The sequence below is a fragment of the Microbacterium sp. 2FI genome (genome assembly GCF_005502885.1).
In the GTDB taxonomy this organism is placed as follows: Bacteria; Actinomycetota; Actinomycetes; order Actinomycetales; family Microbacteriaceae; genus Microbacterium.
The window spans coordinates 187,399-212,614 of sequence record NZ_SCMR01000002.1; the positions used below are offsets into that span (position 1 = coordinate 187,399).

Annotated in this window: 23 protein-coding genes; 17 read left to right on the forward strand and 6 right to left on the reverse strand. The window is 68.7% G+C overall.

The window, feature by feature from the left end; all coding sequences use genetic code 11:
• Nucleotides 1-3: 3 nt before the first annotated feature.
• Nucleotides 4-1,050 carry an alpha/beta fold hydrolase gene (locus FFS15_RS03225; protein WP_137843559.1) on the reverse strand — a complete coding sequence of 349 codons (1,047 nt, stop codon included), beginning with the start codon at nt 1,048-1,050 and terminating at the stop codon, nt 4-6.
• Nucleotides 1,047-3,437, reverse strand: a complete 2,391-nt coding sequence (locus FFS15_RS03230) for a GMC family oxidoreductase (protein WP_137843560.1) — start codon at nt 3,435-3,437, stop codon at nt 1,047-1,049. Before FFS15_RS03230 ends, FFS15_RS03225 begins: the two co-directional genes overlap by 4 nt.
• A gap of 256 nt (nt 3,438-3,693) precedes the next feature.
• Between FFS15_RS03230 and FFS15_RS03235 the strand changes: the two genes are divergently transcribed.
• Genes FFS15_RS03235 through FFS15_RS03255 form a run of 5 tightly spaced genes read left to right on the forward strand, consistent with a single transcriptional unit; the run spans nt 3,694 to nt 9,086 of the window.
• Nucleotides 3,694-5,505, forward strand: a complete 1,812-nt coding sequence (locus FFS15_RS03235; RefSeq protein ID WP_212743105.1) for a peroxidase family protein — start codon at nt 3,694-3,696, stop codon at nt 5,503-5,505.
• A complete protein-coding gene (locus tag FFS15_RS03240; protein ID WP_137843562.1) occupies nt 5,502-5,966 on the forward strand; it encodes a nuclear transport factor 2 family protein in 465 nt (154 codons plus the stop codon). Before FFS15_RS03235 ends, FFS15_RS03240 begins: the two co-directional genes overlap by 4 nt.
• A 1-nt stretch (nt 5,967) precedes the next feature.
• Nucleotides 5,968-7,314 carry a cytochrome P450 gene (locus tag FFS15_RS03245; RefSeq protein WP_137843563.1) on the forward strand — a complete coding sequence of 449 codons (1,347 nt, stop codon included), beginning with the start codon at nt 5,968-5,970 and terminating at the stop codon, nt 7,312-7,314.
• 4 nt (nt 7,315-7,318) lie between these two features.
• Complete coding sequence (locus FFS15_RS03250; RefSeq protein WP_171013065.1) at nt 7,319-8,206, forward strand: alpha/beta fold hydrolase; 888 nt, start codon at nt 7,319-7,321, stop codon at nt 8,204-8,206.
• Between the two features lie 13 nt (nt 8,207-8,219).
• A complete protein-coding gene (locus FFS15_RS03255; RefSeq protein ID WP_212743106.1) occupies nt 8,220-9,086 on the forward strand; it encodes an alpha/beta fold hydrolase in 867 nt (288 codons plus the stop codon).
• 13 nt (nt 9,087-9,099) lie between these two features.
• On the opposite strand, the gene FFS15_RS03260 is transcribed toward FFS15_RS03255, so the two are convergent.
• A complete protein-coding gene (locus FFS15_RS03260; RefSeq protein ID WP_137843565.1) occupies nt 9,100-10,533 on the reverse strand; it encodes a hypothetical protein in 1,434 nt (477 codons plus the stop codon).
• Between the two features lie 28 nt (nt 10,534-10,561).
• Nucleotides 10,562-11,641: an alpha/beta fold hydrolase gene (locus tag FFS15_RS03265; protein ID WP_137843566.1), complete on the reverse strand. Its 1,080-nt coding sequence runs from the start codon at nt 11,639-11,641 to the stop codon at nt 10,562-10,564.
• Between the two features lie 204 nt (nt 11,642-11,845).
• Between FFS15_RS03265 and thrS the strand changes: the two genes are divergently transcribed.
• Complete coding sequence (gene thrS / locus FFS15_RS03270; RefSeq protein WP_137843567.1) at nt 11,846-13,855, forward strand: threonine--tRNA ligase; 2,010 nt, start codon at nt 11,846-11,848, stop codon at nt 13,853-13,855.
• Nucleotides 13,852-14,400, forward strand: a complete 549-nt coding sequence (locus tag FFS15_RS03275) for an HIT domain-containing protein (RefSeq protein WP_137843568.1) — start codon at nt 13,852-13,854, stop codon at nt 14,398-14,400. Before thrS ends, FFS15_RS03275 begins: the two co-directional genes overlap by 4 nt.
• Nucleotides 14,401-14,407: 7 nt before the next feature.
• Here FFS15_RS03275 and pdxY read toward each other — a convergent pair whose 3' ends face one another.
• Nucleotides 14,408-15,259: a pyridoxal kinase PdxY gene (gene pdxY, locus FFS15_RS03280; RefSeq protein WP_137843569.1), complete on the reverse strand. Its 852-nt coding sequence runs from the start codon at nt 15,257-15,259 to the stop codon at nt 14,408-14,410.
• Nucleotides 15,256-16,602: an aminotransferase class I/II-fold pyridoxal phosphate-dependent enzyme gene (locus FFS15_RS03285; RefSeq protein WP_137843698.1), complete on the reverse strand. Its 1,347-nt coding sequence runs from the start codon at nt 16,600-16,602 to the stop codon at nt 15,256-15,258. The genes pdxY and FFS15_RS03285 overlap by 4 nt, the downstream gene beginning before the upstream one ends.
• A 72-nt stretch (nt 16,603-16,674) precedes the next feature.
• On the opposite strand from FFS15_RS03285, the gene pdxS reads away from it, so the two are divergent.
• From pdxS to secF, 10 genes are all read left to right on the forward strand, one after another.
• Nucleotides 16,675-17,565 carry a pyridoxal 5'-phosphate synthase lyase subunit PdxS gene (gene pdxS, locus FFS15_RS03290; RefSeq protein ID WP_137843570.1) on the forward strand — a complete coding sequence of 297 codons (891 nt, stop codon included), beginning with the start codon at nt 16,675-16,677 and terminating at the stop codon, nt 17,563-17,565.
• The gene (gene pdxT / locus FFS15_RS03295; protein WP_137843571.1) at nt 17,516-18,199 is read left to right on the forward strand and encodes a pyridoxal 5'-phosphate synthase glutaminase subunit PdxT; all 684 of its coding nucleotides are present in this window, start codon (nt 17,516-17,518) and stop codon (nt 18,197-18,199) included. Before pdxS ends, pdxT begins: the two co-directional genes overlap by 50 nt.
• On the forward strand, nt 18,196-18,717 hold the full coding sequence (locus FFS15_RS03300) for a hypothetical protein (RefSeq protein WP_137843572.1): 522 nt from the start codon (nt 18,196-18,198) through the stop codon (nt 18,715-18,717). Before pdxT ends, FFS15_RS03300 begins: the two co-directional genes overlap by 4 nt.
• Nucleotides 18,718-18,780: 63 nt before the next feature.
• Nucleotides 18,781-19,539, forward strand: a complete 759-nt coding sequence (locus FFS15_RS03305) for a YebC/PmpR family DNA-binding transcriptional regulator (protein ID WP_137843573.1) — start codon at nt 18,781-18,783, stop codon at nt 19,537-19,539.
• Nucleotides 19,540-19,607: 68 nt separating this feature from the next.
• Nucleotides 19,608-20,186: a crossover junction endodeoxyribonuclease RuvC gene (gene ruvC / locus FFS15_RS03310; RefSeq protein ID WP_137843574.1), complete on the forward strand. Its 579-nt coding sequence runs from the start codon at nt 19,608-19,610 to the stop codon at nt 20,184-20,186.
• A gap of 46 nt (nt 20,187-20,232) precedes the next feature.
• Nucleotides 20,233-20,853, forward strand: a complete 621-nt coding sequence (gene ruvA, locus FFS15_RS03315; protein ID WP_137843575.1) for a Holliday junction branch migration protein RuvA — start codon at nt 20,233-20,235, stop codon at nt 20,851-20,853.
• Nucleotides 20,854-20,875: 22 nt separating this feature from the next.
• Nucleotides 20,876-21,874 carry a Holliday junction branch migration DNA helicase RuvB gene (gene ruvB / locus FFS15_RS03320; RefSeq protein ID WP_137843699.1) on the forward strand — a complete coding sequence of 333 codons (999 nt, stop codon included), beginning with the start codon at nt 20,876-20,878 and terminating at the stop codon, nt 21,872-21,874.
• Nucleotides 21,875-21,952: 78 nt separating this feature from the next.
• Nucleotides 21,953-22,411: a preprotein translocase subunit YajC gene (locus tag FFS15_RS03325; protein WP_137843576.1), complete on the forward strand. Its 459-nt coding sequence runs from the start codon at nt 21,953-21,955 to the stop codon at nt 22,409-22,411.
• Between the two features lie 39 nt (nt 22,412-22,450).
• A complete protein-coding gene (gene secD, locus FFS15_RS03330; RefSeq protein ID WP_137843577.1) occupies nt 22,451-24,187 on the forward strand; it encodes a protein translocase subunit SecD in 1,737 nt (578 codons plus the stop codon).
• The gene (gene secF, locus FFS15_RS03335) at nt 24,187-25,176 is read left to right on the forward strand and encodes a protein translocase subunit SecF (protein WP_137843578.1); all 990 of its coding nucleotides are present in this window, start codon (nt 24,187-24,189) and stop codon (nt 25,174-25,176) included. Before secD ends, secF begins: the two co-directional genes overlap by 1 nt.
• The last annotated feature ends 40 nt before the right edge of the window (nt 25,177-25,216 follow it).

The following is a 25,216-nucleotide window of genomic DNA, read 5'->3' on the forward strand; positions in this document are numbered from 1 at the left end:
ACCTCAGGCGTTCAGCGCGCGGAGGATGCGCGGGAACACGTCGACGTGCGCGCCCCGCCCGAGGAAGACGTCGGCATGACCGTATCCGGGGATCACCTCGAGCGAGTGCCTTCCCGGCTGGTGCCGCTCGAGGAACGCCATGGTCGCCTGCTGACTCGCCGGCAGGAACGCGTGGTTGTGCGCCCCCGTGATCAGCGTGAAGCGCGCGTCGGTCTTCGGCGGTGCGGCGGCGTAGCGCGCGGGACGACCTGCTCCGGGCCGGACCGAGACGTACTGCCCGGCTCGGTCGGATGCCGTCAGCTGCGCGTAGTAGCTCAGCGGCACCTTGCCGAACTCCGTCTGCACCCACTCGTGCGTCGCCTTGTCGAGGTTCGAGTGCAGCCACAGAGCGGGGTGCCCCGACCCGAGCGCGAAGCTCGCCATGTTGCAGCCGGGGGCGCGGCACTCGGTGTGCCAGAGCCGTACGGCGTTGCGGGTGACCCGGCGGATCCCCTTCTCGGGTCCGTCCCCCCATGCGATGTCGACGTAGGACTGCTGCGTCGAGAGGATCGGGCGGATCACCCGCAGCTTCACGCGCGCGAAGGGCCGCACGACGGGATGCAGCGACACGCCGTTCGCGACGATCGCGTCCACCTCGGGCAGAAGACCCGTGACCGCCGCCATGCTCGTGACCGCCGCGCCCTGGCAGTGCGCCACCACTTTGATCGGCGAGGACCCCGTCTCGGTCACGATGTGGCGCACGCCGGCGGGGATGTCGAACTGCGCGACGTCGTCGAGCACCCACGGAACCGCGTCGAGGTCCGTCGACCCGCGCCAGTTCAGCATCCACACGTCCCACCCGTCGAGAAGCAGCGCCTCGACGATCGTGTCGCGGTGGGGCGGACGGAACGACTCGGCGCGCATGCCGACGCCGTGGACGAGCATCACCGCACCTTTGGTCGGCTCCGCGTCCTCGCGGCAGACGTGGATGAGCGTGAGCGGCGTGCCGTCGCCCGCGGCGAGGAAATGCACCTCGTCGCGGCGCCGAGCGCGCATGCCGACGGCGGTCATGACCCCGCCTTGCGCGCCGGCACGGGCGAAAGGTACACGTCCTTCATCGACTTCATGAAGAACGTGCCGAACCGGGCGATCGAGGTGAGGGGGCCGCCACCCGAGCCACGGAACGTCATCATCTGGCGCGCGAAGTCGAGGGGGAGGATGCGGAGCATCCCCGCCCCGATCACGTCGGCCCCGGCATCCTGCCCGCCGTTCTCGCCGGGGGGCACATGACCGCGCATAAGGGTGATGTAGAGCGTCGAGGTGTCGGTCCACACGTCGAGTCCGGCGTCGTCGCGCACCACCTTGAAGCCGTACATCGTCATCGGCGATCCCGACAGGTCGCTGAACCACAGCCGATAGCGCATCTCCTTGGTGAGCGCGTCGTCGGTGGCGACGAACAGGTTCGCCCAGCCACGCTGGACCGGGAGGCTCCCGCCGAGCAGATCGCAGTCGACGTAGCCCTCTGCGACCGCAGTGTGATCGCCGAGAGCGGTGAAGCGCTCGACGTCGGGGGCGGTGATGGTCAGCTGGAACATGAACCGCTGGGTCAGGTGCCGTCCGACCGTCCACCCCGTGATCGGATCCGTCTCGCCGAGCGCGATGTACCCCTTCATCTGCTCGGTGAACTCCATGCCGCGGCCCGGCGCCGGATCCAGCGGCGCGTCCTGCAGAGCCTCGGCGACAGCAGCCGTCCGCGACCGCGCACTCCGCTTCGGTCGCGGCTTCTCGAGCAGGTGCTCCACGGCACGGTTCGCCATCGCCGCGATCGTGAGCGACGGATTCGGGCCCACGGGCCCCGGGACGGCTGCGCCGTCGACGACGAAGAGCCCCGGGTGCCCGAACGACTCGCCCCAGGTGTCGACGACGCCCTCGTGCACATGGCGCCCCATCGGCGCTCCGCCGAGCGGATGCACGGTGACGACGCGCTTGGTCCACCACAGCGGGTTGTCGCGGAAGCGCGCGCCGAGCGAATCCGAGATCCCGCGCATCGTCTCGCGCATGGCCGAGAAGTACTCCTCGCTGGTGGCGGTCGTCCATTCGACGTCGAGCTCGCCGTCGGCGAGGGTGATCCGCCCGTCGGGGGTGTCGCGCCCCATGCCCAGCAGTGGCAGTGAGCTCGACGTCAGGCGACCCTGGCCGACGAGCTTGGCAATCTCTGCGGAGATCGTCGACTCGTTGCGCTCCTTCATGCGGTACGCGATCAGCTGCTTGACGACGCTCGCCGCACGATGGACGGATGCCGTGATCTGAGCCGTCTCGATGAGCCAGCTCGTGAACTCGGGGAAGCCCGCCTCCTGCACGTAGAACCCGCGACCGGCCCCCTCCTGGTCGACGCCGTCGGGCTGACGGATGGCGGTGGTGATCACGGGGCCGTAGGCCGGGTCGATGAGGCGTACCTGGCCGGACTCGGTACGGGCCTCGGCGCCGAGGCAGAACGTCATCAGGTCGCCGTTGCCGCTGAAGCGCGACCCCACGGCGCGCCCGAGCGCCGGAAGCCCAATGCGATTGCGCAGCAGCAGCGACGTGGTGCCGAAGGTGCCGGCCCCCAGGAAGACCTGGTCGCACGTGATGCGATGCCGCGTCCGGGCGTGGACGCCCTCGGCATCCGCATCGCCGTAGACGGTGTAGCGCACCTCGTAGCCGCCGCCGTCGAGCGGTGTCACCCCGTACACGTCGGCGAGCGTGCGGATGTCGGCGCCGTGGTGGGCCGCCGCCGACAGGTAGTTGTGGTCGAGGGTGTTCTTCGAGCCCTCGTTGCAGCCGATGTCGCACTCTCCGCACAGCCGGCACGTCAGCCGCGTGGCGCCGTGGATGTTGCCGTACTCCGGCGTCTCGACGATCTGCTTCGCGAGTGCCTCGCCGCCGGGTCGCGAGGCGAATGCGATCGCGAGCGGGGGAGCGAAGGAGGGGAGCCCGAGGCTCACCGCAGCCTCTTGCAGCGCCTTCGCCTTGGGAAGATCGGGGTACGGGTTGGGCGTCGGCGTCATCATCGCCTCGACCGCGTCGTAGTGACGGTCGAGGTCGCCGCGGCCGATCGGCCAGTTCTCATAGCCGCCGCCCGGGAGCGGCGAATCGTGGACGAACCAGCGCTCGTCCTTGCGCAGCAGCACATTGGCGTAGATGAGCGAACCGCCGCCGAGACCGGACGCGACGATCGCCTCGAGCTTGCGGAACGAGCGGATGTCGAACAGACCCAGCAGCTCGTCCTTCGGCTCCCAGAACGCCCGGCTCATCTCATACGGATTGCGGGCGAAGCTGCCCGGCGGATAGGCCTTGCCGCGCTCCAGCACGACGACGGAGCGTCCTGCCTCGGCCAGACGGTAGGCGGAGACCGAACCGCCGAAGCCCGAGCCGACGACGACGGCGTCGACGTGCTCCACGTGGTGCGAGCGGTTCATAGGCGATCCCTCTCCTCGGGACTCGGCGACACACTCGAAAGAGCCACGGAGGATGCCGGAGATACATGGCCCCCCAGAACCACCCGTCGTGGCTCTCAAACTAGCCAGACTCCGGCCGCACCCGCAATGAGTTTGCGCGGAAGATCGCCGAACGGGATGTACGAATCATGGCCGCCCGGCACTCTGTTCACTAGGATGCGGGCAGATCCACTTGCCCTGCCCTCCTGAGAACCCCCGCCGTGTGAGGAGACCCAAGGTGTTGAGACGCTTCTACGCACGGGTCAATCGGACGAGGCCGTGGCACCGGCTGCCGTTCCTGTTGGGCCTGTTCAATCTCATCGCGCTGCGCGAGGAGCTTCGCGAGGACAACCTGGTCGACACCCGCACGCCGGGCGGTGTGCGGACGCCCGGAGTCACGCTCGCCGCCGCCGACGAGGGACAGCGGCGATTCCGCACCCCGGACGGCTCGTACAACGACCTGAGCGATCCCGACATGGGTCGCGCCGGCACCCGCTTCGCCCGCAACGTCGACCTCGCGCACGCGCGACCGGGAACCGCGGAAGAGCTCCTCGAGCCCAATCCGCGCGAGATCAGCCGCACCCTCATGCGTCGGGACGCGTTCACCCCGGCCACCTCGTTGAACCTGCTCGCCGCGGCCTGGATCCAGTTCCAGACCCACGACTGGTTCGCCCACGGCCGTGAGCCCCAGGACGTGCTCGAGGTGCCGGTCGCCACGGAAGACGACTGGTTCGAGAATCCGATGCGCATCCCGCAGACCCTGCGCGACGGCACGCGAAGCGCAGCCGATGACGCACTGCCGCCGACCTACATCAACAGCCAGTCGCACTGGTGGGACGCATCGGCCATCTACGGGATCACACCCGAGCGGCGCGACGCGGTGCGCAGCCACGTCGACGGGAAGCTCGTCGTCAGGGACGGCCACCTGCCGCTGGATCCCCAGACGGGCGTCGCGCTCACCGGCTTCAGCGAGAACTGGTGGGTCGGGCTCGGCCTCCTCCACACCCTGTTCACCCTCGAGCACAACGCCGTGTGCGACGCACTGAAGAAGCAGTACCCCGAGATGAGCGACGACGAGCTGTTCGGAACCGCGCAGCTGGTCGTCTCGGCGCTCATCGCCAAGATCCACACCGTCGAGTGGACGCCGGCGATCATCGCCCACCCGGTGCTGAAGGTCGCCATGCGCGCGAACTGGTGGGGACTCGCGGGGGAGAAGCTGCACCGGAGATTCGGCCGCATCAGCTCGAGCGAGGTGATCAGCGGCATCCCCGGGTCGACCGTCGACCACCACGGAGCGCCCTACCAGCTCACCGAGGAGTTCGCCGCGGTTTACCGGCTGCATCCGCTCCTGCCCGACACGCTCGAGGTGCGCTCGCTCGACGACGACGCGCTCATCGACAGCATGGACTTCGCCGAGATCATCCTGCTCAACGCCCACCGGGTGCTCACGCAGAGCCCTCGTGTCGCCGACCTCTGGTACTCCTTCGGCGTGCAGCATCCGGGAGCGGTGCAGCTGCACAACTTCCCGCGGTGGATGCAGGATCTCACGCTCCCGGACGGCGTGCGCCTCGACCTCGCCGCCCTCGACATCCTCCGCGATCGCGAGCGTGGTGTGCCGCGGTACAACGAGTTCCGCCGGCAGCTGCATCTCAAGCCCGCGGAGACCTTCGACGAGCTCACCGACAACCCGGTGTGGGCACGGGAGCTCGAGGAGATGTACGGCGACGTCGAGAAGGTGGATCTGCAGGTCGGGATGCACGCCGAGACGCCGCCGAAGGGATTCGGCTTCAGCGACACCGCGTTCCGCGTGTTCATCCTGATGGCGTCGCGGCGCCTGAAGAGCGATCGGTTCATCACCGACTGCTACACCGAGGAGTACTACACGAAGACGGGCCTGGACTGGGTCGCCGACAACGACATGGGCTCGGTGCTGCTGCGTCACTACCCGCAGCTCGCACCGTCGCTCGCCGGCGTCGAGAACGCCTTCGCCCCCTGGAAGGTCGCCGGTGCGGCGGCCGGACCGACACGTCACTCGAAGGAGGAGCGATGACGAACAGCATCGATGACATCGAAACCCGGAAATCCGTCATCCGCGAGTACTGGGCCGCGCTCATGGCGAGCGACATGCCCCGGTTCCGCAAGCTGTTAGCCCCCGATGCCGTGATCCACTACCCGGGCCAGCACTATCTCTCGGGCGACTATCGCACCAACGACGACATCGTGGGGCTCTACACGCGACTGACGAAGTTCATCAGCGACGGTGTGTTCGTCGGCGAAGTCCTCGACATCACGACCGGCGACATCTACACGTCTGTCGTCATCCGATACGAGATCCGGATGCCGATCAAGACCCTCAAGGGGCGTGCGATCGGGCTCTTCATCCTCGAGGACGGGAAGATCAAGGAGTACTGGCTCCACGAGTGGAACCAGCACATGATCAATTGGGTCTTCCGCTCCTCGCGCTGGTTCGGCTGGCTGATGCCGATCTTCTCGCGAAAGAAGCGGGCCTGACGTGGCACAGCGCACGCAGAAGCCGCTCCCACCGGGGCGATTCGGGATGCCATGGCTCGGCGAGACCCTCGCGCTGGTCAAGAGCAACCACGGGTTCTACCAGGAGCGCCTCGCGAAGTACGGGCCGATCTTCAAGACGAGGCTCTTCGGCAACGACTTCGTGATCTTCTCCGGCCACGAGGCGTTCCACGTGTTCGCGACCGATCCGCGGATCGTCCGCGGCGACGCCGATCCGATCTCGGCGGAGCAGATCTTCGTCGACTCCCTCGCGCTGATCGACGGAGCGGAGCATCGCAGCCGCAAGTCCGTGATGCTTCGGGCCGTGGGATTCCGTTCGGCGATCGCGTCGTATCTGCCCACGATGCAGGCTCTTCTCCAGCGCTCGATCGACCCCTGGCTGGAGAGCGGCCGATGCGACGACATGCGCGCCGATCTGCAGCGCTTCGCGGCGCGGCTGACCGGAGCCCTGTACACCGGGGATCTCACCGAGGAGCACGCGGCCGAGATGGACCATCACCTCGCCCACATGCGCGATGCGTTCATGACTCTCCCGTTCCCGATCCCCGGAACGAAATTCGGCAAGGCGATCGCGGGACGCCGGCGCATGGAGCAGATCGTGGAGGAGGCGCTGGACCGTCACCTCACCGGCGACTATGACGACGTCGTATCGCGCATGATCGCCGCCGCGGCCGACGCGGACGTTCCCGTCACCGACCTGCGCGGTGACATCCGCCACCTGATCTTCGCCGGCCAGGGCGGCTACTTCGTTCCGCTGACGCTGACCACCCTGGCGCTGGGGCAGCACCCCGAGATCATGGAACGGGCGCGCGCGGAGGTCATGGCCATCGCCCCCGCCGGCCCGATCACGATGGAGCAGATCGAGCGCATGGAGTACCTCGAGCAGATCTCCAAAGAGGTGCGACGCTTCTTCGCGATGAACTCCGCGACGTTCTTCGGCCGCACGACGGAAGACATCGAGGTCGGCGGTTACCGCATCCCGAAGGGGTGGGGCGCGATGGGCGGCATCCACATCAACATGCGCAATCCCGACGTCTTCCCCGACCCCGACCGCTTCGATCCCGACCGTTTCGAGCCGCAACGCGAAGCCGCACTGCCCGCGGGAAGCTACGTGCCGCACGGCGACGGGCAGGCGACGCACCACCGCTGCCCGGGCGAGAACATCGTGACCGTTGCCGTGAAGGTGTACCTGACCCTGCTGCTGCGAGGCGCCGAGTGGTCGATCCCGAGCGACCAGGACCTCACCCTGACGAACGAGCTCTTCCCGTTGCCCGCAAGCGGGCTGCGCGTCGAGTTCCGCCCGCATGTGGCCGCATCGGTCGGAAGCTGACGTCATGCCGACGACCGAACGGGGTCTGCCCAAGCTCATCCACCTCACGAGGCTCATGCTCTACGGCGACCGCCAGCCGATGGAGAGAAGCCCCGCCGACGTCGGGCTGGCGTTCGAGGAGGTGTCGTTCTCGTCGACCGACGACATCGCGCTGCGCGGATGGTTCATCCCCGCGGGGACCGACGTCGGCCCCGTCGTGATGTTCGTCCACGGGTGGCTGTGGACCCGGCTGGGCAACACCGCCGATCGCGTTCCCTTCCACGACGCCGAAGTCGACTTCCTGCCCGCGACCCGGGCGCTGCACGACGCCGGATTCCACGTGCTGCTGTTCGACCTGTCCAATCACGGCGAGAGCGGGACGCGGCATCCGCTCACCTACGGCCGCTGGGAGGCGCGCGACGTCATCGGGGCGATCGACTACCTCCGCGGACGACGCGACGTCGACCCGGCGCGCATCAGCGCGGTCGGGACCTCGGCGGGCGCGAACACCGTGATGTACGCGATCCCCGATGCCCCACCGGTCAAGGCGTTCCTGGCCGTGCAGCCGACCCGACTCCCGGTGTTCAACCGCCGATTCGCCCGCGAGGTGCTCGGCCCGCTCGGGCCGATGGAGGCCGGGAGCATGGACCTGCTCTACGTGTTCGCGCGGGCCCCGCTGCCGAGCCGCCACGACCCGGCCGTGCCCGCACGCCACCTCGGCGACACGGTCGTGCAGTACGTGCAGGGGACGGGCGACCCCTGGGGCGAGATGGCGATCGTGGAGGAGTTCTCGGCCCTGACCCCGCACTCTCTCGGCGTGACCAGATTCCCCTCCACGGGTCGATACGAGGGATACCAGTACGTGAGCGCTCGGGTCGACGAGATCGTCGACTTCTTCATCGCCCACGGCTGAGCAAAGGACAGCCATGCCCTCTCCGCTCCGCTTCGCCCGCGTGATGGTGACCGGTCTCCGCCAGAGCGTCGCGCGGACCCCCGCCGAAGTCGGACTCGCATACGAAGATGTCGGCTTCACCGCCACCGACGGCGTGGACCTGCGCGGCTGGTTCATTCCGGCCGGCACCGAACCCGCGCCGGCCGTCGTGTGGGTGCACGGGTGGCCGTGGAACCGGCTGGGCAACGTCGCCGGCGGCGTGCCGTGGCCCGACCGCGGGGTCGACCACCTGCCCGCGACGAAGGCCCTTCATGACGCGGGCTTCCATGTACTCATGTTCGACCTCGCCAACCACGGCGAGAGCGGGCGACGGCTGCCGTTGACCTTCGGCGTGCGCGAGGCGCGCGACTACGCCGGCGCGGTGGCGTATCTGCGATCACGGCCCGAGGTGGAACCGGACCGCATCGGCGCGATCGGGATGTCGGCGGGCGGGAGCACGATCCTCTACGGCACCGCCGCCTGCCAGCCGATCCGAGCCATGATCGCGATCCAGCCCACGACCGTATCCGTGTTCACCGGCAATATGGCCCGGTCTGCGTTCGGTCGCATCGGTCCGTTCCTCGCCCGGAGCATGTCGGCCGTGTACTGGCTCATGCGCGCTCCGGACCCCAGAGCCCATGATCCCGCGGCACCCGCACATGGCCTGGGCGACACGGTCGTCCAGTTCGTGCAGGGGACGGGCGACCAGTGGGGCGAGATGCCAGACGTCGAGCGCATGTCCGCGGCGACGCCTCACTCACTCGGCGTCATCGCGTACCCGTCCGAGGAGCGCTACGGGGGCTACCAGTACATCGACACCCACAAGGACGACATCGTCGGCTTCTTCCGCGCGCACCTGTGAGGGGCGCCGGCGCTCAGCCGTGCCACAGCCCGTCGTGGGCGCGCTGGCGGGTGTACTGCGCCGGGTCGAACATGCGGTCGTAGTACTCCATCTCGAGATGCGAGAACTGCAGCCACATGCCGGGGGTGTAGAACGCATCGACGTGCGCCGGGAACCGGCCGTAGGTGTCCCAGATGTAGTTGCAGATCTCCTTCGTGTAGGCGATCTCGTCGGCACCGAATCGCGTCCCCTTCTCGAGGAACGCCCGAGCGTCGTCCCGGTTGCGGTACGAGCGAGCGAAGACGTCCTCGTTGCCGTAGGCGGCTCCGTCGGCGCTGTACTTCGACTCCACGACGCGATCGACCGCCTCGTCCATCGACGAGACGTACGGGGGCGTCAGCCCTTCGAGGATGCCGTCGATGCCCACCGGGTTGGCCTGGGATGCCGGGATGGGCGGCCAGTTGCGGTGCTTCTTCGGCTCCTGCAGGCGGAAGCCGAGACCGTGCCACCCCTTCGCGTCGTCCTGCTGCCAGATGTACGGGGGGAACACCGAGCCGTGGATCCACCCGCCGAGGCCCATCGACTGACCGAGCAGCATGAGGTTCTGGAAGTAGAAGAACGCCTCGTAGTCGGTGCGCATCGCAGCCGCGAAGGCCAGCGGCACCTGGCTCTTGGGGCTCACGTAGCCGCTGCGCACGCGGGAGAGACCGCCGATCGGGTGGTAGGGGATCTTCGGCGAGATCCCCAGCGAGCTGCCGAACTTCGCGAGCCATTCGACGACGTTCTGGGGGTGGAAGCTGCGCCAGTCGTCGAGGAAGAGCGGCCGCATTCCGCCGGGCTCGGTGAGCAGGATCAGGATCGCGTTGATGTACTGCCACGTGCAGTCCACGACCGGGAAGAACAGTGTCGTGCCCGGGGCGTTGGAGGCCTGGTTGTTCCAACCCAGGTAGTACGGCCACTCGCGCGGGAAGTCGAGGCGCCGGTCGGACACCCGCACGATGCACTCGTCGGCCGCGCCGATCCAGTCGGCCTCCGACCAGTCGCCCCACTTCGGCGGCAGATCGCGCAGGAGTTCCAGCGCCCGCGTGCCGCTGGGCGCGCGCAGCAGGAAGATGCCGTCGTCGTTGATCATGAAGAAGTGCGTCGCCTGCGCGTTGTCGGCGCTGCTGCCCGTCCTCGCCATGATGTTGAGGAACGGCGTGCCCAGTTCGTTCATGCCGTTCGTCTCGACCAGGGGGCCGTCGTGGGTCGTGACGCCCGTGATGCCGGTGACGCACGTGACGAGGATCGCCTCCTCGAGCTTGCTCAGCGGCGCCGGAGCATTGTGGCTCTCGTGGCTGAGCGGGCCGGCATTGACCGAGAACCCCCGTGGGATGCGGCGCGTGCGCCGCTCGGTGAGGGCGGAGAGGAACGGATAGCCGGCGAGATCGGCGAGCGCGGGGTGCGGGCCGGGATCAGCATTCGTCATTCATCGCTCCTGGTTTCTCGGTGTGCGGTCAGTTGTAGAGGTCGAGCTGGGCCGTGACGACGGGGTAGACGTCGCGCGCGGCATCCATCCCGATGAAGCAGTCCATGTGGGAGTAGCCGGGGATCACGTGGCGCGAGTACAGCTCAGGACCGTTCGCCTCACGGAGGAATTCATACGTCAGAGCGCTGCCCTCCGGCAGGAACAGGCGGTTGTTCTCGCCGTGGAGGAACGCGATCGGCACGCGAAGCCCGTCGGTCCCGTCGAGGTAGTCGTGCTCGCCGTCCATGCTCACCGCGTGGTTCTCGCGCAGCATCTTCGTGATCTGGCGCAGCGTCGTCATGTTCGCGACGCCGAACGCCTCTTCGATGTGCTCGTGGGTGGCGTCGTTGAGGCGATCGTGGTCGTACACCTCGCCGTACATGAACATCACGCGTCGGCAGAAGGGGCTCTCGCAGGGCTCATCGCCCGACGGATAGATCGCGAGCGCCTGGTCGTAGAGCGACTCGAACCAGGAGGGGTCTTCGTCGATCTCGGTCGTGAGCGTGTCGATGCCGAGCGCCTGGATGATGTTGCCCGCATAGATGCCGGCGCGCAGCTCGTTGAGGGTGCCGGCACGCGGGTGCAGCGTGAGCTGCGATGCCACCGCCGACCGCACGCCCGACAGCCCGAGGCTCAGCGCCATGAGCATCGTGAGCGAGCCGACGCAGTGCGCCATGATCTGCACGGAATCGGCTCCGGTCTCGGCGCGGACCTTGTCGACGGCGGCCGGATAGTCGTAGCGGGCGATGTCGTCGAGCGTGAACTGCGTGCTGCCGGAAGGGAGCGCCGGCGAGGCCCGGTAGTCGAGGACCCACACGTCGTAGCCGTGCTCGTAGAGATACTCCGGATAGTTCGTCTCGGTCGTGTCGATCGTGTACGCGAGCGCCGACGTTCCGAAGCCGGGGGAGAGGATCACGGGGCCTTTCGCTCCGCCCTCGAAGCGCGTGAGCCGCAGCGTCACGCCGTCGGCCGTCGGAAACTCGTAGATCGTCGGATCACCGCATCGGAGCGGCCGACGCTCGCGTTCCGGCGCGTCCGCCGTCGCCGTCGTGGTCTCGTCATCGCTCATCTCGACCCCCAGAGGTGGATGCCGTGCAGACTTCGTCGTGACGGGCGGGCCGCGTAGCTCGCGGGCGACGACGAGGTCAGCATATTGCCCGCGCGCTCGTTCGTCACGGAATTCTCGAGCGTGAAGTGGACCCCCTGATACGTGCGGCCGGGGGGTGAGCCGGAGGGTAGCCTGGATCCGAGCCCCTTCCTGGAGAGTTTTCCTGTGACCGACGTCGCCCTGCCGCCTGCCGTTTCGTTCCCCGCCGACGGCTTCGCCCTCTATCCCGACCGCTCCGTCGTCGCGCTGCGCGTGAACGGCGAGCTGAAGGACCTCGCCACCGTCGTGACGGAGTCCGATGCCGTCGAGCCGGTCACCGTCGACAGCCCCGACGGGCTCGGCATCCTCCGCCACTCCACGGCGCATGTGCTGGCGCAGGCCGTCCAGCGGATCAATCCGCAGGCGAACCTGGGGATCGGCCCGCCGATCACCGACGGGTTCTACTACGACTTCGGCGTCGCCGAGCCCTTCACCCCCGAGGACCTCAAGGCGATCAAGAAGGAGATGGAGCGCATCGTCCGCGAGGGCCAGCGCTTCGTCCGCCGCGTGGTGACCGACGACGAGGCTCGCGCCGAGCTCGTCGACGAGCCGTTCAAGCTCGAGCTCATCGGTCTCAAGGGCGTGGGAGCGGATGCCGCCGAGGGCGCCTCCGTCGAGGTCGGCGCCGGCGAGCTGACGATCTACGACAACGTCGCGCGCGACGGCCAGACGGTGTGGAAGGACCTGTGCCGCGGCCCCCACGTGCCGAGCACGCGCATGGTCGGCAACGGCTGGGATCTCACCCGCATCGCCGCCGCCTACTGGCGGGGGAGCGAGAAGAACCCGCAGCTGCAGCGCATCTACGGCACCGCATGGCCCACGAAGGACGAGCTGCGCGCCTACCAGGAACGCCTCGCCGAGGCCGCGCGCCGCGACCACCGCAAGCTGGGCGTCGAGCTCGACCTGTTCTCGTTCCCCGACGAGATCGGTCCGGGGCTCTCGGTCTTCCACCCCAAGGGCGGGATCATCCGCTACGAGATCGAGCGCTACATGCGCGAGCAGCTCCTGGCGAACGGGTACGACGTCGTCAACACCCCCCACATCACCAAGGGCGACCTGTTCATGACGAGCGGGCATCTGCAGTGGTACGCCGACGGCATGTATCCGCCGATGCACCTCGACGCGATCACGGATGCCGAAGGCAACGTCACCCGTCAGGGCCAGGACTATTACCTGAAGCCGATGAACTGCCCCTTCCACAACCTGATCTTCCGCTCGCGCGGGCGCAGCTACCGCGAGCTGCCGCTGCGGCTCAGCGAGTTCGGATCGGTGTACCGGTACGAGAAGAGCGGCACCCTGTCGGGTCTGACCCGCGTGCGGGGCATGACGCAGGACGACACGCACATCTACGTCACGCCCGACCAGGTCAAGGGCGAGCTCACCCACAGCCTCGAGTTCGTGCTGAAGGTGCTGCGCGACTACGGCCTGAACGACTTCTACCTGGAGCTGTCGACGAAGGAGCACGGAAACCCCAAGTTCCTCGGCTCCGACGAACTGTGGGATCGCGCCACCGAGACGCTGCGCGAGGTCGCCGAGGCATCTGGTCTCGAGCTCGTGCCCGATCCGGGCGGAGCGGCCTTCTACGGGCCGAAGATCTCTGTGCAGGCGCGCGACGCGATCGGCCGCACGTGGCAGATGTCGACGATCCAGCTCGACTTCAACCAGCCCGAGCGCTTCGAGCTCGAGTACACCGGCCCCGACGGCGAGAAGCACCGGCCCGTCATGATCCACCGCGCGCTCTTCGGGTCGATCGAGCGCTTCTTCGCGATCCTGCTCGAGCACTACGCCGGCGCGTTCCCGGTGTGGCTCGCGCCCGTGCAGGTCGTCGGCATCCCCGTCGCCGACGACTACGCCGACTACCTGGGCGAGGTCATCATGCAGCTGCGGGCGGCGGGAGTGCGAGCCGAGCTCGACGTGAGCGACGACCGCATGCAGAAGAAGATCCGCACGCACACGACGCAGAAGGTGCCGCTTCAGCTGATCGCGGGCGAGCAGGACCGCGCCGGCGGCACGGTGTCGTTCCGCTTCCGCGACGGCTCGCAGCAGAACGGCGTCCCCGTCGCCGACGCGGTGCGCCGCATCCGCGACGCGATCGCCGGTCGGGCGCTGGTGAACACCGCCGAGGACTTCGTATGACGCAGGACCCCGATCCGGAGCTCGTCGACGCGGCGACGCTTCCCGGGGTTCCGGACGGCTTCCAGCGGCTGTGGACGCCGCACCGGATGGCCTACATCCAGGCGGGTCCCCAGCCGCTGCGCGACGAGTGCCCGTTCTGCGCGGCTCCCGAGAAGTCCGACGCGGATGGCCTCATCGTCGCGCGCGGCCGCACGGCGTATGCGCTCCTGAACCTCTTCCCCTACAACTCGGGGCACCTGCTGGTGTGTCCGTACCGCCACATCGCGACCTACGATCAGGCCACCGACGAGGAGGTGGCCGAGATCGGCGCCCTCACACAGCAGGCGATGCGGGTCCTCCGCACCGTGTCACGCTGCGACGGCTTCAACATCGGCATGAACCAGGGTGCGGTCGCCGGCGCGGGCGTCGACGAGCACCTTCATCAGCACGTCGTACCGCGGTGGTCCTCCGACGCGAACTTCTTCCCGATCATCGCCCGCACGAAGGCGCTGCCGCAGCTGCTCGGCGACGTGCGCGAGGCCGTCGCCGGCGCGTGGGGCGCCTGAGAGCGCCTCAGCGCACCTGCGTGACGGTGAACTGCATGCGGGGGTAGGCGTAGGCCTCCTGTGACTCGACCAGCTGCAGCTCGCGCTGCCCCGAGTCGTAGGTGTTCTGGAGGAGGTCGAAAACGCTCGAGGTGGTGCGGGCGAGCGCATCGGCGGCATCGCCGGTCGCCCGGTAGTGGGCGGTGAACAGCGCAGCCGTGACGTCGCCCGAGCCGTTGGCCTTCATCGGGATGCGGGGCGTCCGCACGATCCAGGCGCCCGCGTCGTCGACGGCGAGCATCTCGATGGTGCCCTTCGGAGCGTCGGGGCGCTCGACACTCGTCACGAGCACCGTCCGCGGGCCCATCTCGCGCACGCGGTCGACCGACGCCAGTGTCGATTCCAGGTCGGCGGGCTCGGTTCCGGTGAGGAAGCCCAGTTCGAACTGGTTCGGCGTCACGATGTCTGCGTGCGGCACGACCCGCTCGCGCAGCAGCACCGGGATCGCCGGCGCGACGAAGCACCCCGACTTCGCGTTTCCCATGACCGGGTCGCACGCGTAGACGGCACCCGGGTTGGCCGCTTTGACTCGAGCGACGGCATCCAGGATCACTTCTCCGATGCCCTCGCCGCCCTGGTAGCCCGACAGCACGACGTCGATCTCGCCGAGCACGCCGCGCTCCTCGATTCCCGTGATCACCTCACGCACGTCGTCGGGGGCGATCAGAGGCCCACGCCACGCGCCGTAGCCGGTGTGATTGGAGAAGTTCACCGTGTACACCGGCAGCACCTCGACGCCGATGCGCTGGAGGGGGAAGACGGCGGCCGAGTTGCCCACGTGCCCGTACGCGACGGCGGACTGGATCGAGAGGATCTTCACCGCTCGATCATGCCACGCGCGGCACGAGCGGCTTCGACGGCGGCCGCCACATCGGCCGCCAGCCGCTCGGCCTCGTCGTCGTCGAGATCGTGCACGGTCATGCGCAGGTGCCGCGCGGCGACGTCATCGGCCAGGACGAACTCGTCGCCCGGCCGTGCGAGCCAGCCGCGCCTCATGAGGTGCGGCATCACGGCACGCGCGGAGACCGGGAGGGGCACCCAGATGCTCAGGCCGTCGCCGGCATCCGTCTCGAGGCCCTTCGCCGTGAGGCGCCCCGCGAAGGCGGCGTTGCGCTCGGCGTAATGGGATGCCGCAGCCCGGATCCCGGCGGTCACCTCGGCGTCGGCCACGAGCGCGTACGTGAGCCGCTGCAGCAGGTGGCTCACCCAGGTCGTGCCGGGGCTCAGCCTCATCGCCAGTCGCTCCGCCGTCGCCGGATCCGATGCGGTGAGCGCGAGGCACATGTCGGGCCCGAGGAACTTCGACACCGATCGCACGAGGGCCCAGCGGCGGTGTGCGGGTCCGATGACCGAGTGGTGGGGGCGCGACGAGAGCATCGAGAAATGGTCGTCCTCGATGACGAGCACATACGGATGCTGCGCCAGCACCTCTCGGAGCGCGAGAGCGCGCTCGGCGCTGAGGCTCGCCCCGGTCGGGTTCTGCGCGCGGGGTGTGCAGACCACCGCGCGGACGCCGGCCTCGAGAGCCGTCCGCAGCCCGGCCACCGTCATTCCCTCGGCGTCGACGGGCACCGGCACCGTGCGATAGCCGCCGAGCCGCACGATGTTCATGCTCGAGAGGAAGCAGGGGTCTTCGAGGGCAACGGCGTCGTCACGCGTGAGCGCCTGCGCAAGAAGCCTCTCGATGGCGTCGGACGCGCCGCTGGTCACCGTCAGTCGCAGATCCAGTGCCGGATCCACCGCATCGCGCATCCAGTCGCCCGCCCAGCGCTCGAGATCGCGGTCGATCACGGGCTCGCCGTACAGCACCGGTCGACCCACCATGGCGGTGAGCGCGGCCGACGGATCGGGGATGAGGTCGGGGTCGGGATTGCCCGTTCCGACGTCGCGCAGCACCGTGTCGGGGGAGTAACCCTCTTGCGCGATCGGATCAGGATCGGCGATCCGCGTGCCGCCGCGCCCGTTGGAGCTGACGAAACCCGCCTGGGCGAGGTGTCGGTACGCAGCCATGACGGTGTTGCGATTTACCCCGAGGCGCTCGGCGAGCGTGCGCACTGGGGGGAGCGCCTCGCCGGGCAGGAGCATGCCGCGGTCGCGCAGCTCACGCACGCTCTCGGCGATCTCGGCGGCCGTGGCCCCCGCGATCTCGGTGTGCAGCGTCATCATCGCCTCCCGGCGCGAGTCTACGTGGTGGTACATGCTACGGTTTGACCTAGGTCAAAAAAGGAGTCACGCATGTCCACGTCCACCACCGGTTCCTCGCGCGTCAAGCGCGGCCTTGCAGAGATGCTCAAGGGCGGCGTCATCATGGACGTCGTCACCGTCGAGCAGGCCAAGATCGCCGAAGACGCCGGCGCTGTCGCCGTCATGGCGCTCGAGCGGGTGCCCGCCGACATCCGGGCCCAGGGCGGCGTGTCGCGCATGAGCGACCCCGACATGATCGACGGCATCATCGCCGCCGTCTCCATCCCCGTCATGGCGAAGGCGCGTATCGGCCACTTCGTCGAGGCGCAGGTGCTGCAGGAGCTCGGCGTCGACTACATCGACGAGTCCGAGGTGCTCTCGCCGGCGGACTACGTCAACCACATCGACAAGTGGGGCTACACCGTGCCGTTCGTGTGCGGTGCCACGAACCTCGGCGAGGCCCTCCGTCGCATCAACGAGGGCGCCGCGATGATCCGCTCGAAGGGCGAGGCCGGCACCGGAGACGTCTCCGAGGCCACCAAGCACATCCGCAAGATCACCAGCGAGATCAACGTGCTGCGGTCGATGACCAAGGACGAGCTCTATGTCGCCGCGAAGGAGTTGCAGGCGCCCTACGAGCTCGTCGCCGAGATCGCGGAGACCGGCAAGCTTCCCGTCGTGCTCTTCGTCGCCGGCGGTGTGGCGACCCCCGCCGACGCCGCGATGATGATGCAGCTCGGTGCCGACGGCGTCTTCGTCGGCTCGGGCATCTTCAAGTCGGGCAACCCCGCCGAGCGCGCCGCCGCCATCGTCAAGGCCACGACGTTCTACGACGACGCGAAGGTGATCGCCGACGTGTCGCGGGGCCTCGGCGAAGCCATGGTCGGCATCAATGTGTCCGACCTCCCGGCCCCGCACCGCCTCGCCGAGCGCGGCTGGTAGCAGCGTGTCGACTCGTCCTCGAGTCGGCGTCCTCGCCCTCCAAGGAGACGTCCGCGAGCACGTGCGCGTGCTCGCGGACCTCGGCGCCGAGGTCGCCCTCGTCCGCCGCCCTGACGAACTCGCCGCCGTCGACGGCCTCGTGATCCCCGGCGGCGAGTCGAGCGTCATCGACAAGCTCGCGCGCGCGTTCGGCATGCGCGAGCCGGTCCGCGCCGCGATCGGCGCCGGCTTGCCGGTCTACGGCACGTGTGCCGGGCTCATTCTCCTGGCAGACCGGATCACCGACGGCATCCGGGGTCAGCAGACCTTCGGCGGGCTCGACGTGACGGTTCGCCGCAACGCCTTCGGCAGCCAGGTGGACTCGTTCGAGGTCGACCTCGCCGTGCCCGCGTTGGGCGACCCTCCGGTGCACGCGGTGTTCATCCGGGCGCCGCTGGTCGAATCAACCGGCCCGGCGGTCGAGCATCTGGCAGCACTCGATGACGGCCGGATCGTGGCGGTGCGGCAGGGGCCGATCCTCGGCACGGCGTTCCACCCCGAGGTCACGGGCGAGCATCGATTCCACCGGCTCTTCCTCGACTCCGTGCGTTCGGCCAGAAGTGCGCGCCCGGAGAGGTTAGATTTTCCCCTATGACGATCAACGACTGGTGGCGTGACCGGCCTGAGGAGCGGTACTGGATGATCGCGCCGTCTCGGGGGATCGTCGGCGACGCGCTCTCGGCGCCGAAGGCCCGTGACGACAGTCGCTTCGAGTGGTCTCACGAACTGGTGGGCTTCACCGAGCCCGGCGACACGCTGTTCGTGTGGGACCGCACACTGCCCGTCCCCGGCGTGGGAGCGTGGGGGCGCGTCCTCGGGCCGCTGGGCGAGGAGCAGCGCGCGCGGCGCGGCGAGGTGCTGACCCATTGGCGGATGCCGGTGAGCGACACGCTGCGCCTGGCCGCGCCGATCACGCTGCCGAGCCTGCGCCGCATCGGCGGCGAGATCGTGGCCGTTCGCGACGAGATCGAGGCGTCGACGGACGGCCCCGTGTACTTCCCGTTCATCGGCGCGCCCGAGCACCTCGCCCCGGCGCCGGCGTACCTCACCAAGATCCCGCGTGATCTCGTGGCCCTGCTGTCTTCGCGCTTCGGGTTCGAGTTCGTCCTCTGATCGGGCGCGACAACCGACGCCGCCTCGTTCGCACCGCTCGACCGCGCCCTTAGACTGGAGCGCATGTCCGGCCACTCCAAGTGGGCGACGACCAAGCACAAGAAGGCGATCATCGATTCGCGCCGTGCCAAGTCGTTCGCCAAGCTCATCAAGAACATCGAAGTCGCTGCCAAGATCGGCGGCGCCGACCTGTCAGGAAACCCCACCCTTCAGGATGCCGTCCAGAAGGCCAAGAAGACCTCGGTCCCCAACGACAACATCGACCGCGCGATCAAGCGCGGCGCGGGGCTCACCGGCGAGTCCGTCGAGTACTCGACGATCATCTACGAGGGCTACGGACCGAACGGCGTGGCGCTCATGATCGAGTGTCTGACCGACAACAAGAACCGCGCCGCCGCCGAGGTTCGCACGGCGCTGAGCCGCAACGGCGGCAACCTCGCCGACCCGGGCTCGGTCGCCTACAACTTCACGCGCAAGGGCGTCATCGTCGTCTCGAGCGAAGGCACCACCGAAGACGACGTGATGCTCGCAGTCCTCGAGGCCGGCGCCGAAGAGGTCGAGCCGCATGCTCAGGGCTTCGAGATCGTCACCGAGGCGTCCGACCTCGTGTCCGTGCGCTCGGCGCTGCAGGACGCCGGCATCGACTACGAGTCGGCCGACGTCGAGTTCGTGCCGAACCTCAAGGTCGAGGTCGACGCCGACACCGCGCGCAAGGTGTTCCGGCTGATCGACGCGCTGGAGGACAGCGACGACGTGCAGAACGTGTTCAGCAACTTCGACCTCAGCCCCGAGGTCCAGGTCGAGCTCGAGGCCGACGAGTAGTCGCCGCGGGCGCGACGGTGCGGGCGCGCCTCGAAGCGCACCAGCACCGTCGCGCTTAGCCTGAACAGGTGGCAGCACCCCTCAAGCGCGGCACCCTTCGAGTGATCGGCATCGATCCCGGGCTCACCCGGTGCGGCGTCGGTGTCGTGGATGTCGCTCCCGACCGATCGGCGACGCTGGTCTACGTCGGCGTGGTGCGCTCGGCCACGTCCGACCCCATCGAACGCCGCCTCGCGACGATCGCCGCCGGGATCCGCGCCGTCATCGACGAGCACCGCCCCGACGTGGTCGCCGTCGAGCGCGTCTTCGCCCAGCACAACCGGCACTCCGTCATGGGAACGGCGCAGGCGAGCGGAATCGCGCTCCTCGTCGCGGGGGAGCGCGGCCTCCCTGCCGCGACGCACACGCCGAGCGAGGTCAAGGCGGCCGTCACGGGCTACGGCTCGGCCGACAAGCTCCAGGTGCAGACCATGGTCGCGCGCGTGCTGCGCCTCGACGACCTGCCGCAGCCGGCGGACGCCGCCGATGCCCTTGCGCTCGCGCTCTGCCACGCATGGCGCGGCGGCGCCCCGCAGACCGCGGCATCCGGGGCCCTCACGCCCGCACAGCGCGCGTGGGCCGACGCCGAGCGTCTCGCCCGCCGGTGAGCGTGTCGCTCGAACAAATCTCCGAACCCGCCCGTAGGCTCTCCCCATGATCTCTTCGCTCCGGGGCACTGCCGTGCACGTGGATGCCGACTCCGTCGTCGTCGAGGTGGGCGGCGTCGGGCTCGCGGTGGCGGTGACGCCGCAGATCGCCGCCGGCACACACGTCGGCGCCGCCCTGACGCTGCATACGACCCTCATCGTCCGCGAAGACGCGCTGTCTCTCTTCGGCTTCGAATCGCGCGAGGAGCTCGCGGTGTTCACCCATCTGCTGAGCGTGACCGGCGTCGGCCCCAAGTCGGCCCTCGGCGTGATGGCCACGCTGACGGTGCCCCAGATCGCCGACGCCGTCGCGAACGACGACGACGCGCCGTTCCGCCGCGTGTCGGGCATCGGCCCCAAGACCGCGAAGCTCATCGTCGTCCAGCTCGCCGGCAAGATCGCGCGGCCGGCCGCCGGTGCGGGCACTGCACGCACGACGGCGACCGCGATCCCCGCACAGGTCGTGCAGGCGCTCGTCGGCCTCGGCTGGTCGGAGCGCACCGCGGCCGAGACGGTGGATGCCGTCGCGCAGACCGTGGGAGACGCCGACCGCGCTTCGGTTCCGGCTCTCCTCCGTGCGACCCTCGCGGTGCTCGGCCCTGCGCGAAGGGAGACCGTCGGTGGATGACGTGCACGACGCCGGCGAACCGATGGACGAGGCCGAGCTCGCGATCGAGGGTGCGCTGCGCCCGACCTCGCTCGCCGAATTCGTCGGTCAGCAGAAGGTGCGCGGTCAGATGCAGCTGCTGCTGGACGCCGCGCGCATCCAGCAGCGCCCGCCCGACCACATCCTGCTGTCGGGCCCGCCGGGCCTCGGCAAGACGACGCTCGCGATGATCGTGGCGCACGAGAGCCGCAGGCCGCTGCGGCTGTCGAGCGGCCCCGCGATCCAGCACGCGGGCGATCTCGCGGCACTGCTGTCGAGCCTCACCCCGGGCGAGGTGCTCTTCATCGACGAGATCCATCGCATGGCGCGCTCCGCGGAAGAGATGCTGTACCTCGCCATGGAGGACTTCCGCATCGACATCATGGTCGGAAAGGGTGCCGGGGCCACCAGCATCCCTCTCGATCTCGCCCCGTTCACCCTCGTCGGCGCGACGACCCGCTCGGGCCTCCTGCCGAACCCGCTGCGCGACCGCTTCGGGTTCACGGCGCACCTCGAGTACTACGAGCCCGAGGAGCTCGAGCGCGTGACCGAGCGCTCAGCGGCGATGCTCGGAGTCGGCCTCCCTTCGATCGCACGATCCGAGATCGCACGCCGCTCGCGCGGCACGCCCCGCATCGCGAACAGGCTCCTGCGCCGCGTCCGCGACTATCTCGTCGTCTACGGCGACGGCGTGCAGGCCGACATCGCGACGGTGGATGCCGCCCTCGACCTGTACGACGTCGACGCGATCGGCCTCGATCGCCTCGACCGGGCGGTGCTCGACGCCCTGGTGCGACGATTCCGCGGGGGACCCGTGGGCCTCAGCACCCTCGCCGTCGCGGTCGGCGAGGAACCCGAGACCATCGAGTCGGTCGTCGAGCCGTACCTCGTGCGCATCGGCTTCATGGGCCGAACGCCGCGCGGACGCATCGCGATGCCCGAGGCCTACGCGCACATGGGTGCGGCTCCGGCCGGATCGGTGCTCGGATTCGATGACCTATAATCGCTGAAGGCTTCCACCACCCCCTCTTCAGGCACCGCCGCCTCGGCGCGCGCCTCACCCGAAAGGTGCCCCCGGCGCATGGACTTCTCCACGTTCTTCCAGCAGTACGGTCTGATCGTCGTTCTGATCGGTCTGCTCGCGTTCATGTTCTGGAGCTCGCGCCGCCGGATGCAGAAGCAGAAGGTCGAGCAGGAGGCCAAGGCCCGTCAGACCGTTCCCGGCGCCGAGGTGCTGCTGCAGGGCGGCCTCTACGGCACGATCGTGTCGTACGACCCCGACAACCTCGACCAGCCCGCGATCGTCGAGCTCGCCCCGGGCGTCGAGATCAAGGTGCACAGCCAGGCGATCCTGCGTGTCGTGACCTCCGACGAGGGGACGGTCACCGAGGACGAGTTCCTCGCCGCCGAGGAGAGCCACGCCGAATATGCCGAGGGCGTCGCCCACGGTGAGATCTCGTCGATCAGCGACGACCGCCGCGCGGCTGCGACCGAGCCCGTCGACCCCGAGGCCGAGCCCGGCTCGAAGCCCCAGGCCTGACCGTCCGCCCGTTCGGGCACCCCTCAGAAAGCTGAATCCGTGGCGACTTCCACCCCTGTGCGGCATGCCTGGCGCGCACTCATCGGCCTGCTCACGATCACCGCAGTCCTGTTCGGCATCAACGCCCTGGGCGTCTATGTCTTCCAGGAGAGCTCGTGGACGCCGGCGCTCGCGCTCGACCTCCAGGGCGGCACGCAGATCGTGCTCGAGGCTCAGACCGAAGACGGCGCAGAGCCGTCGGCCGAGCAGATGAACCAGGCTGTGACCATCATCCGCCAGCGCGTCGACGCCTCGGGTGTCGGCGAGGCCGAGGTCACCACGCAGGGCGGCAACCAGATCGTCGTGCAGATCCCGGGTCAGGCTGACGAAGAGACGCGCGAGCGCATCGAGGCCGCCGCCCAGCTGCAGCTGCGCCCGGTGCTCTACACGGGTTCCCCGGTGACGAGCTTCGTCGGCGACGACGGCAAGGAGACGCCGTTCCCCACGCCCGACCCGACGCTGCAGGCGACGCCGACGGCAGAGCCGACCGATGCGAGCGACCTCGCGTGGATCACGCCGGCCCTGGAGGCCGAGTTCCTCGCGTACGACTGCGCCGACGAGTCGAACGATCCCTCCAGTGCCCCGGCCGACGAGCCGATGATCACATGCGACGTCGACGGAACCTACAAGTACATCCTCGGACCGGTCGAGCTCGACGGCTCGTCGATCGACGACGCGTCGTTCGGCCTCCAGCAGAACAACGGCCTCTGGGCGGTCAACCTCCGCTTCGACGACGAGGGCACCCGGATCTTCGGTGAGATCAGTCAGCGGCTCTACCCCGCCGACCCGCCACTGAACCAGTTCGCGTTCGTGCTCGACGGCTATGTGCTCTCGGCACCCTCGATGAACGCGATCATCCTCGGCGGCGACCCCAGCATCACCGGCAACTTCACCCAGGAGAGCTCGAAGGTGCTCGCCGACCAGCTGAAGTACGGCGCGCTGCCGCTCAGCTTCACCGTCGAGAGCGCCAACACGATCTCCGCGACGCTCGGATCGCAGCAGCTCCAGATCGGCCTCATCGCGGGTCTCATCGGTCTGCTGCTCGTCGCCCTCTACTCGCTCATCGTCTATCGCGCGCTCGGGTTCATCATCATCGCCTCGCTCGTGGTCATGGGTGTGCTCACCTACGTCACCCTCTGCATCCTGGCGTGGCGCATGGGCTTCCGCCTGTCGCTCGCCGGCGTCGCGGGCCTCATCGTCACGATCGGCTTCACCGCCGACTCGTTCATCGTGTACTTCGAGCGCATCCGAGACGAGCTGCGCGACGGCAAGTCGATCACCAGCGCCGTCGAAGACGGCTGGGGTCGCGCGAAGCGCACGATCTACATCTCGAAGTCGATCAACATCCTCGCCGCCGTCGTGCTGTACATCCTGGCCGACTCGACGGTGAAGGGCTTCGCCTTCACGCTGGGTCTCACCACGGCGATCGACGTCTTGATCTTCATCATGTTCACCCACCCGGTGCTGCAGCTGCTCGCCCGCACGAAGTTCTTCGGATCGGGGCACCCGCTGTCGGGCCTGGATCCCACCGCCCTCGGCGCCGTGTACCGCGGACGCGCTCAGTTCCGCGCGCCTGTGCCCGTCGACGCGACCACCGCGGCCGGCCGCCGTGCGGGCAAGTCCCGGAGTGAAGCCGTGCGTCGCCAGACGATCGCGGAGCGCAAGCAGGCGGAACTGGCGACGACACCCGCCGACAGCTCGAAACCCGGCACGACCGCCAAGGAGGGGGACGTCTGATGCGCTCCATGAGTCAGCTCGGCAACGACCTCTACACCGGCAAGACCTCGTTCCCGTTCATCGGGCGCCGGCGCCTGTGGTTCCTCATCGCGGCGATCCTGGTGATCGGCTCGGCGCTCGTTCCGCTGTTCCGGCCGATCTCGTTCTCGATCGAGTTCACCGGTGGTTCGCAGTTCACGGTCAACAACGTCGCCGACCCCGATCAGCAGCTGGCGACCGAGGCCGTCCAGTCCGTCGTGCCCGAGGCGACCACGAAGGTCGTCACGATCGGTGACGACGCCGTGCGCGTCCAGACCGACCAGATGACGGATGCCGAGAGCCGCGAGGTCTCCGCCGCGCTCGCCGAGGCGTATGGCGTGCCCGAGAGCGAGGTCAGCTACTCGTTCATCGGCCCCAGCTGGGGAGCGGACGTCACGCGCACGTCGCTGTGGGGTCTCGCGATCTTCCTCGCGCTCACCTTCCTCATCCTCGCGCTCTACTTCCGCACGGTGAAGATGTCGATCGCCGCGATCATCGGCCTCGTCGACGTGCTCGTGATCACCATCGGCGTGTACGCGCTGTTCGGGTTCGAGATCTCACCTGCGGCGGTGATCGGCTTCCTCACGATCCTCTCGTACGCCCTGTACGACACGACAGTGGTGTTCGACAAGATCCGCGAGAACACGAGCGAAGACGGTGAAGTCTCGGGCCGCACCTTCGGGGAGTCGGTCAACCTCGCCGTGAACCAGACCCTGGTGCGCTCGATCAACACCACCGTCGTCGCGATCCTGCCGACCGGCGCGATCCTCTTCATCGGAATGGTGTGGCAGGGCGCTCAGACGCTGACCGACCTGTCGCTGTCGATCTTCGTCGGAACGATCGTGGCCGCGTACTCGACGATCTTCGTCGCCGCCCCGCTGTACTCGCTCCTGCGCGAGAACGAGGCCCCCATCAAGGCGCGCGACGAGCGCGTGCTCGCCGCACGCGAGCTGGCGGGCACGCCCGTCTGAACGGATGCCGCGCGGGCGTAGGATTGTGAGCTCCAGCGGA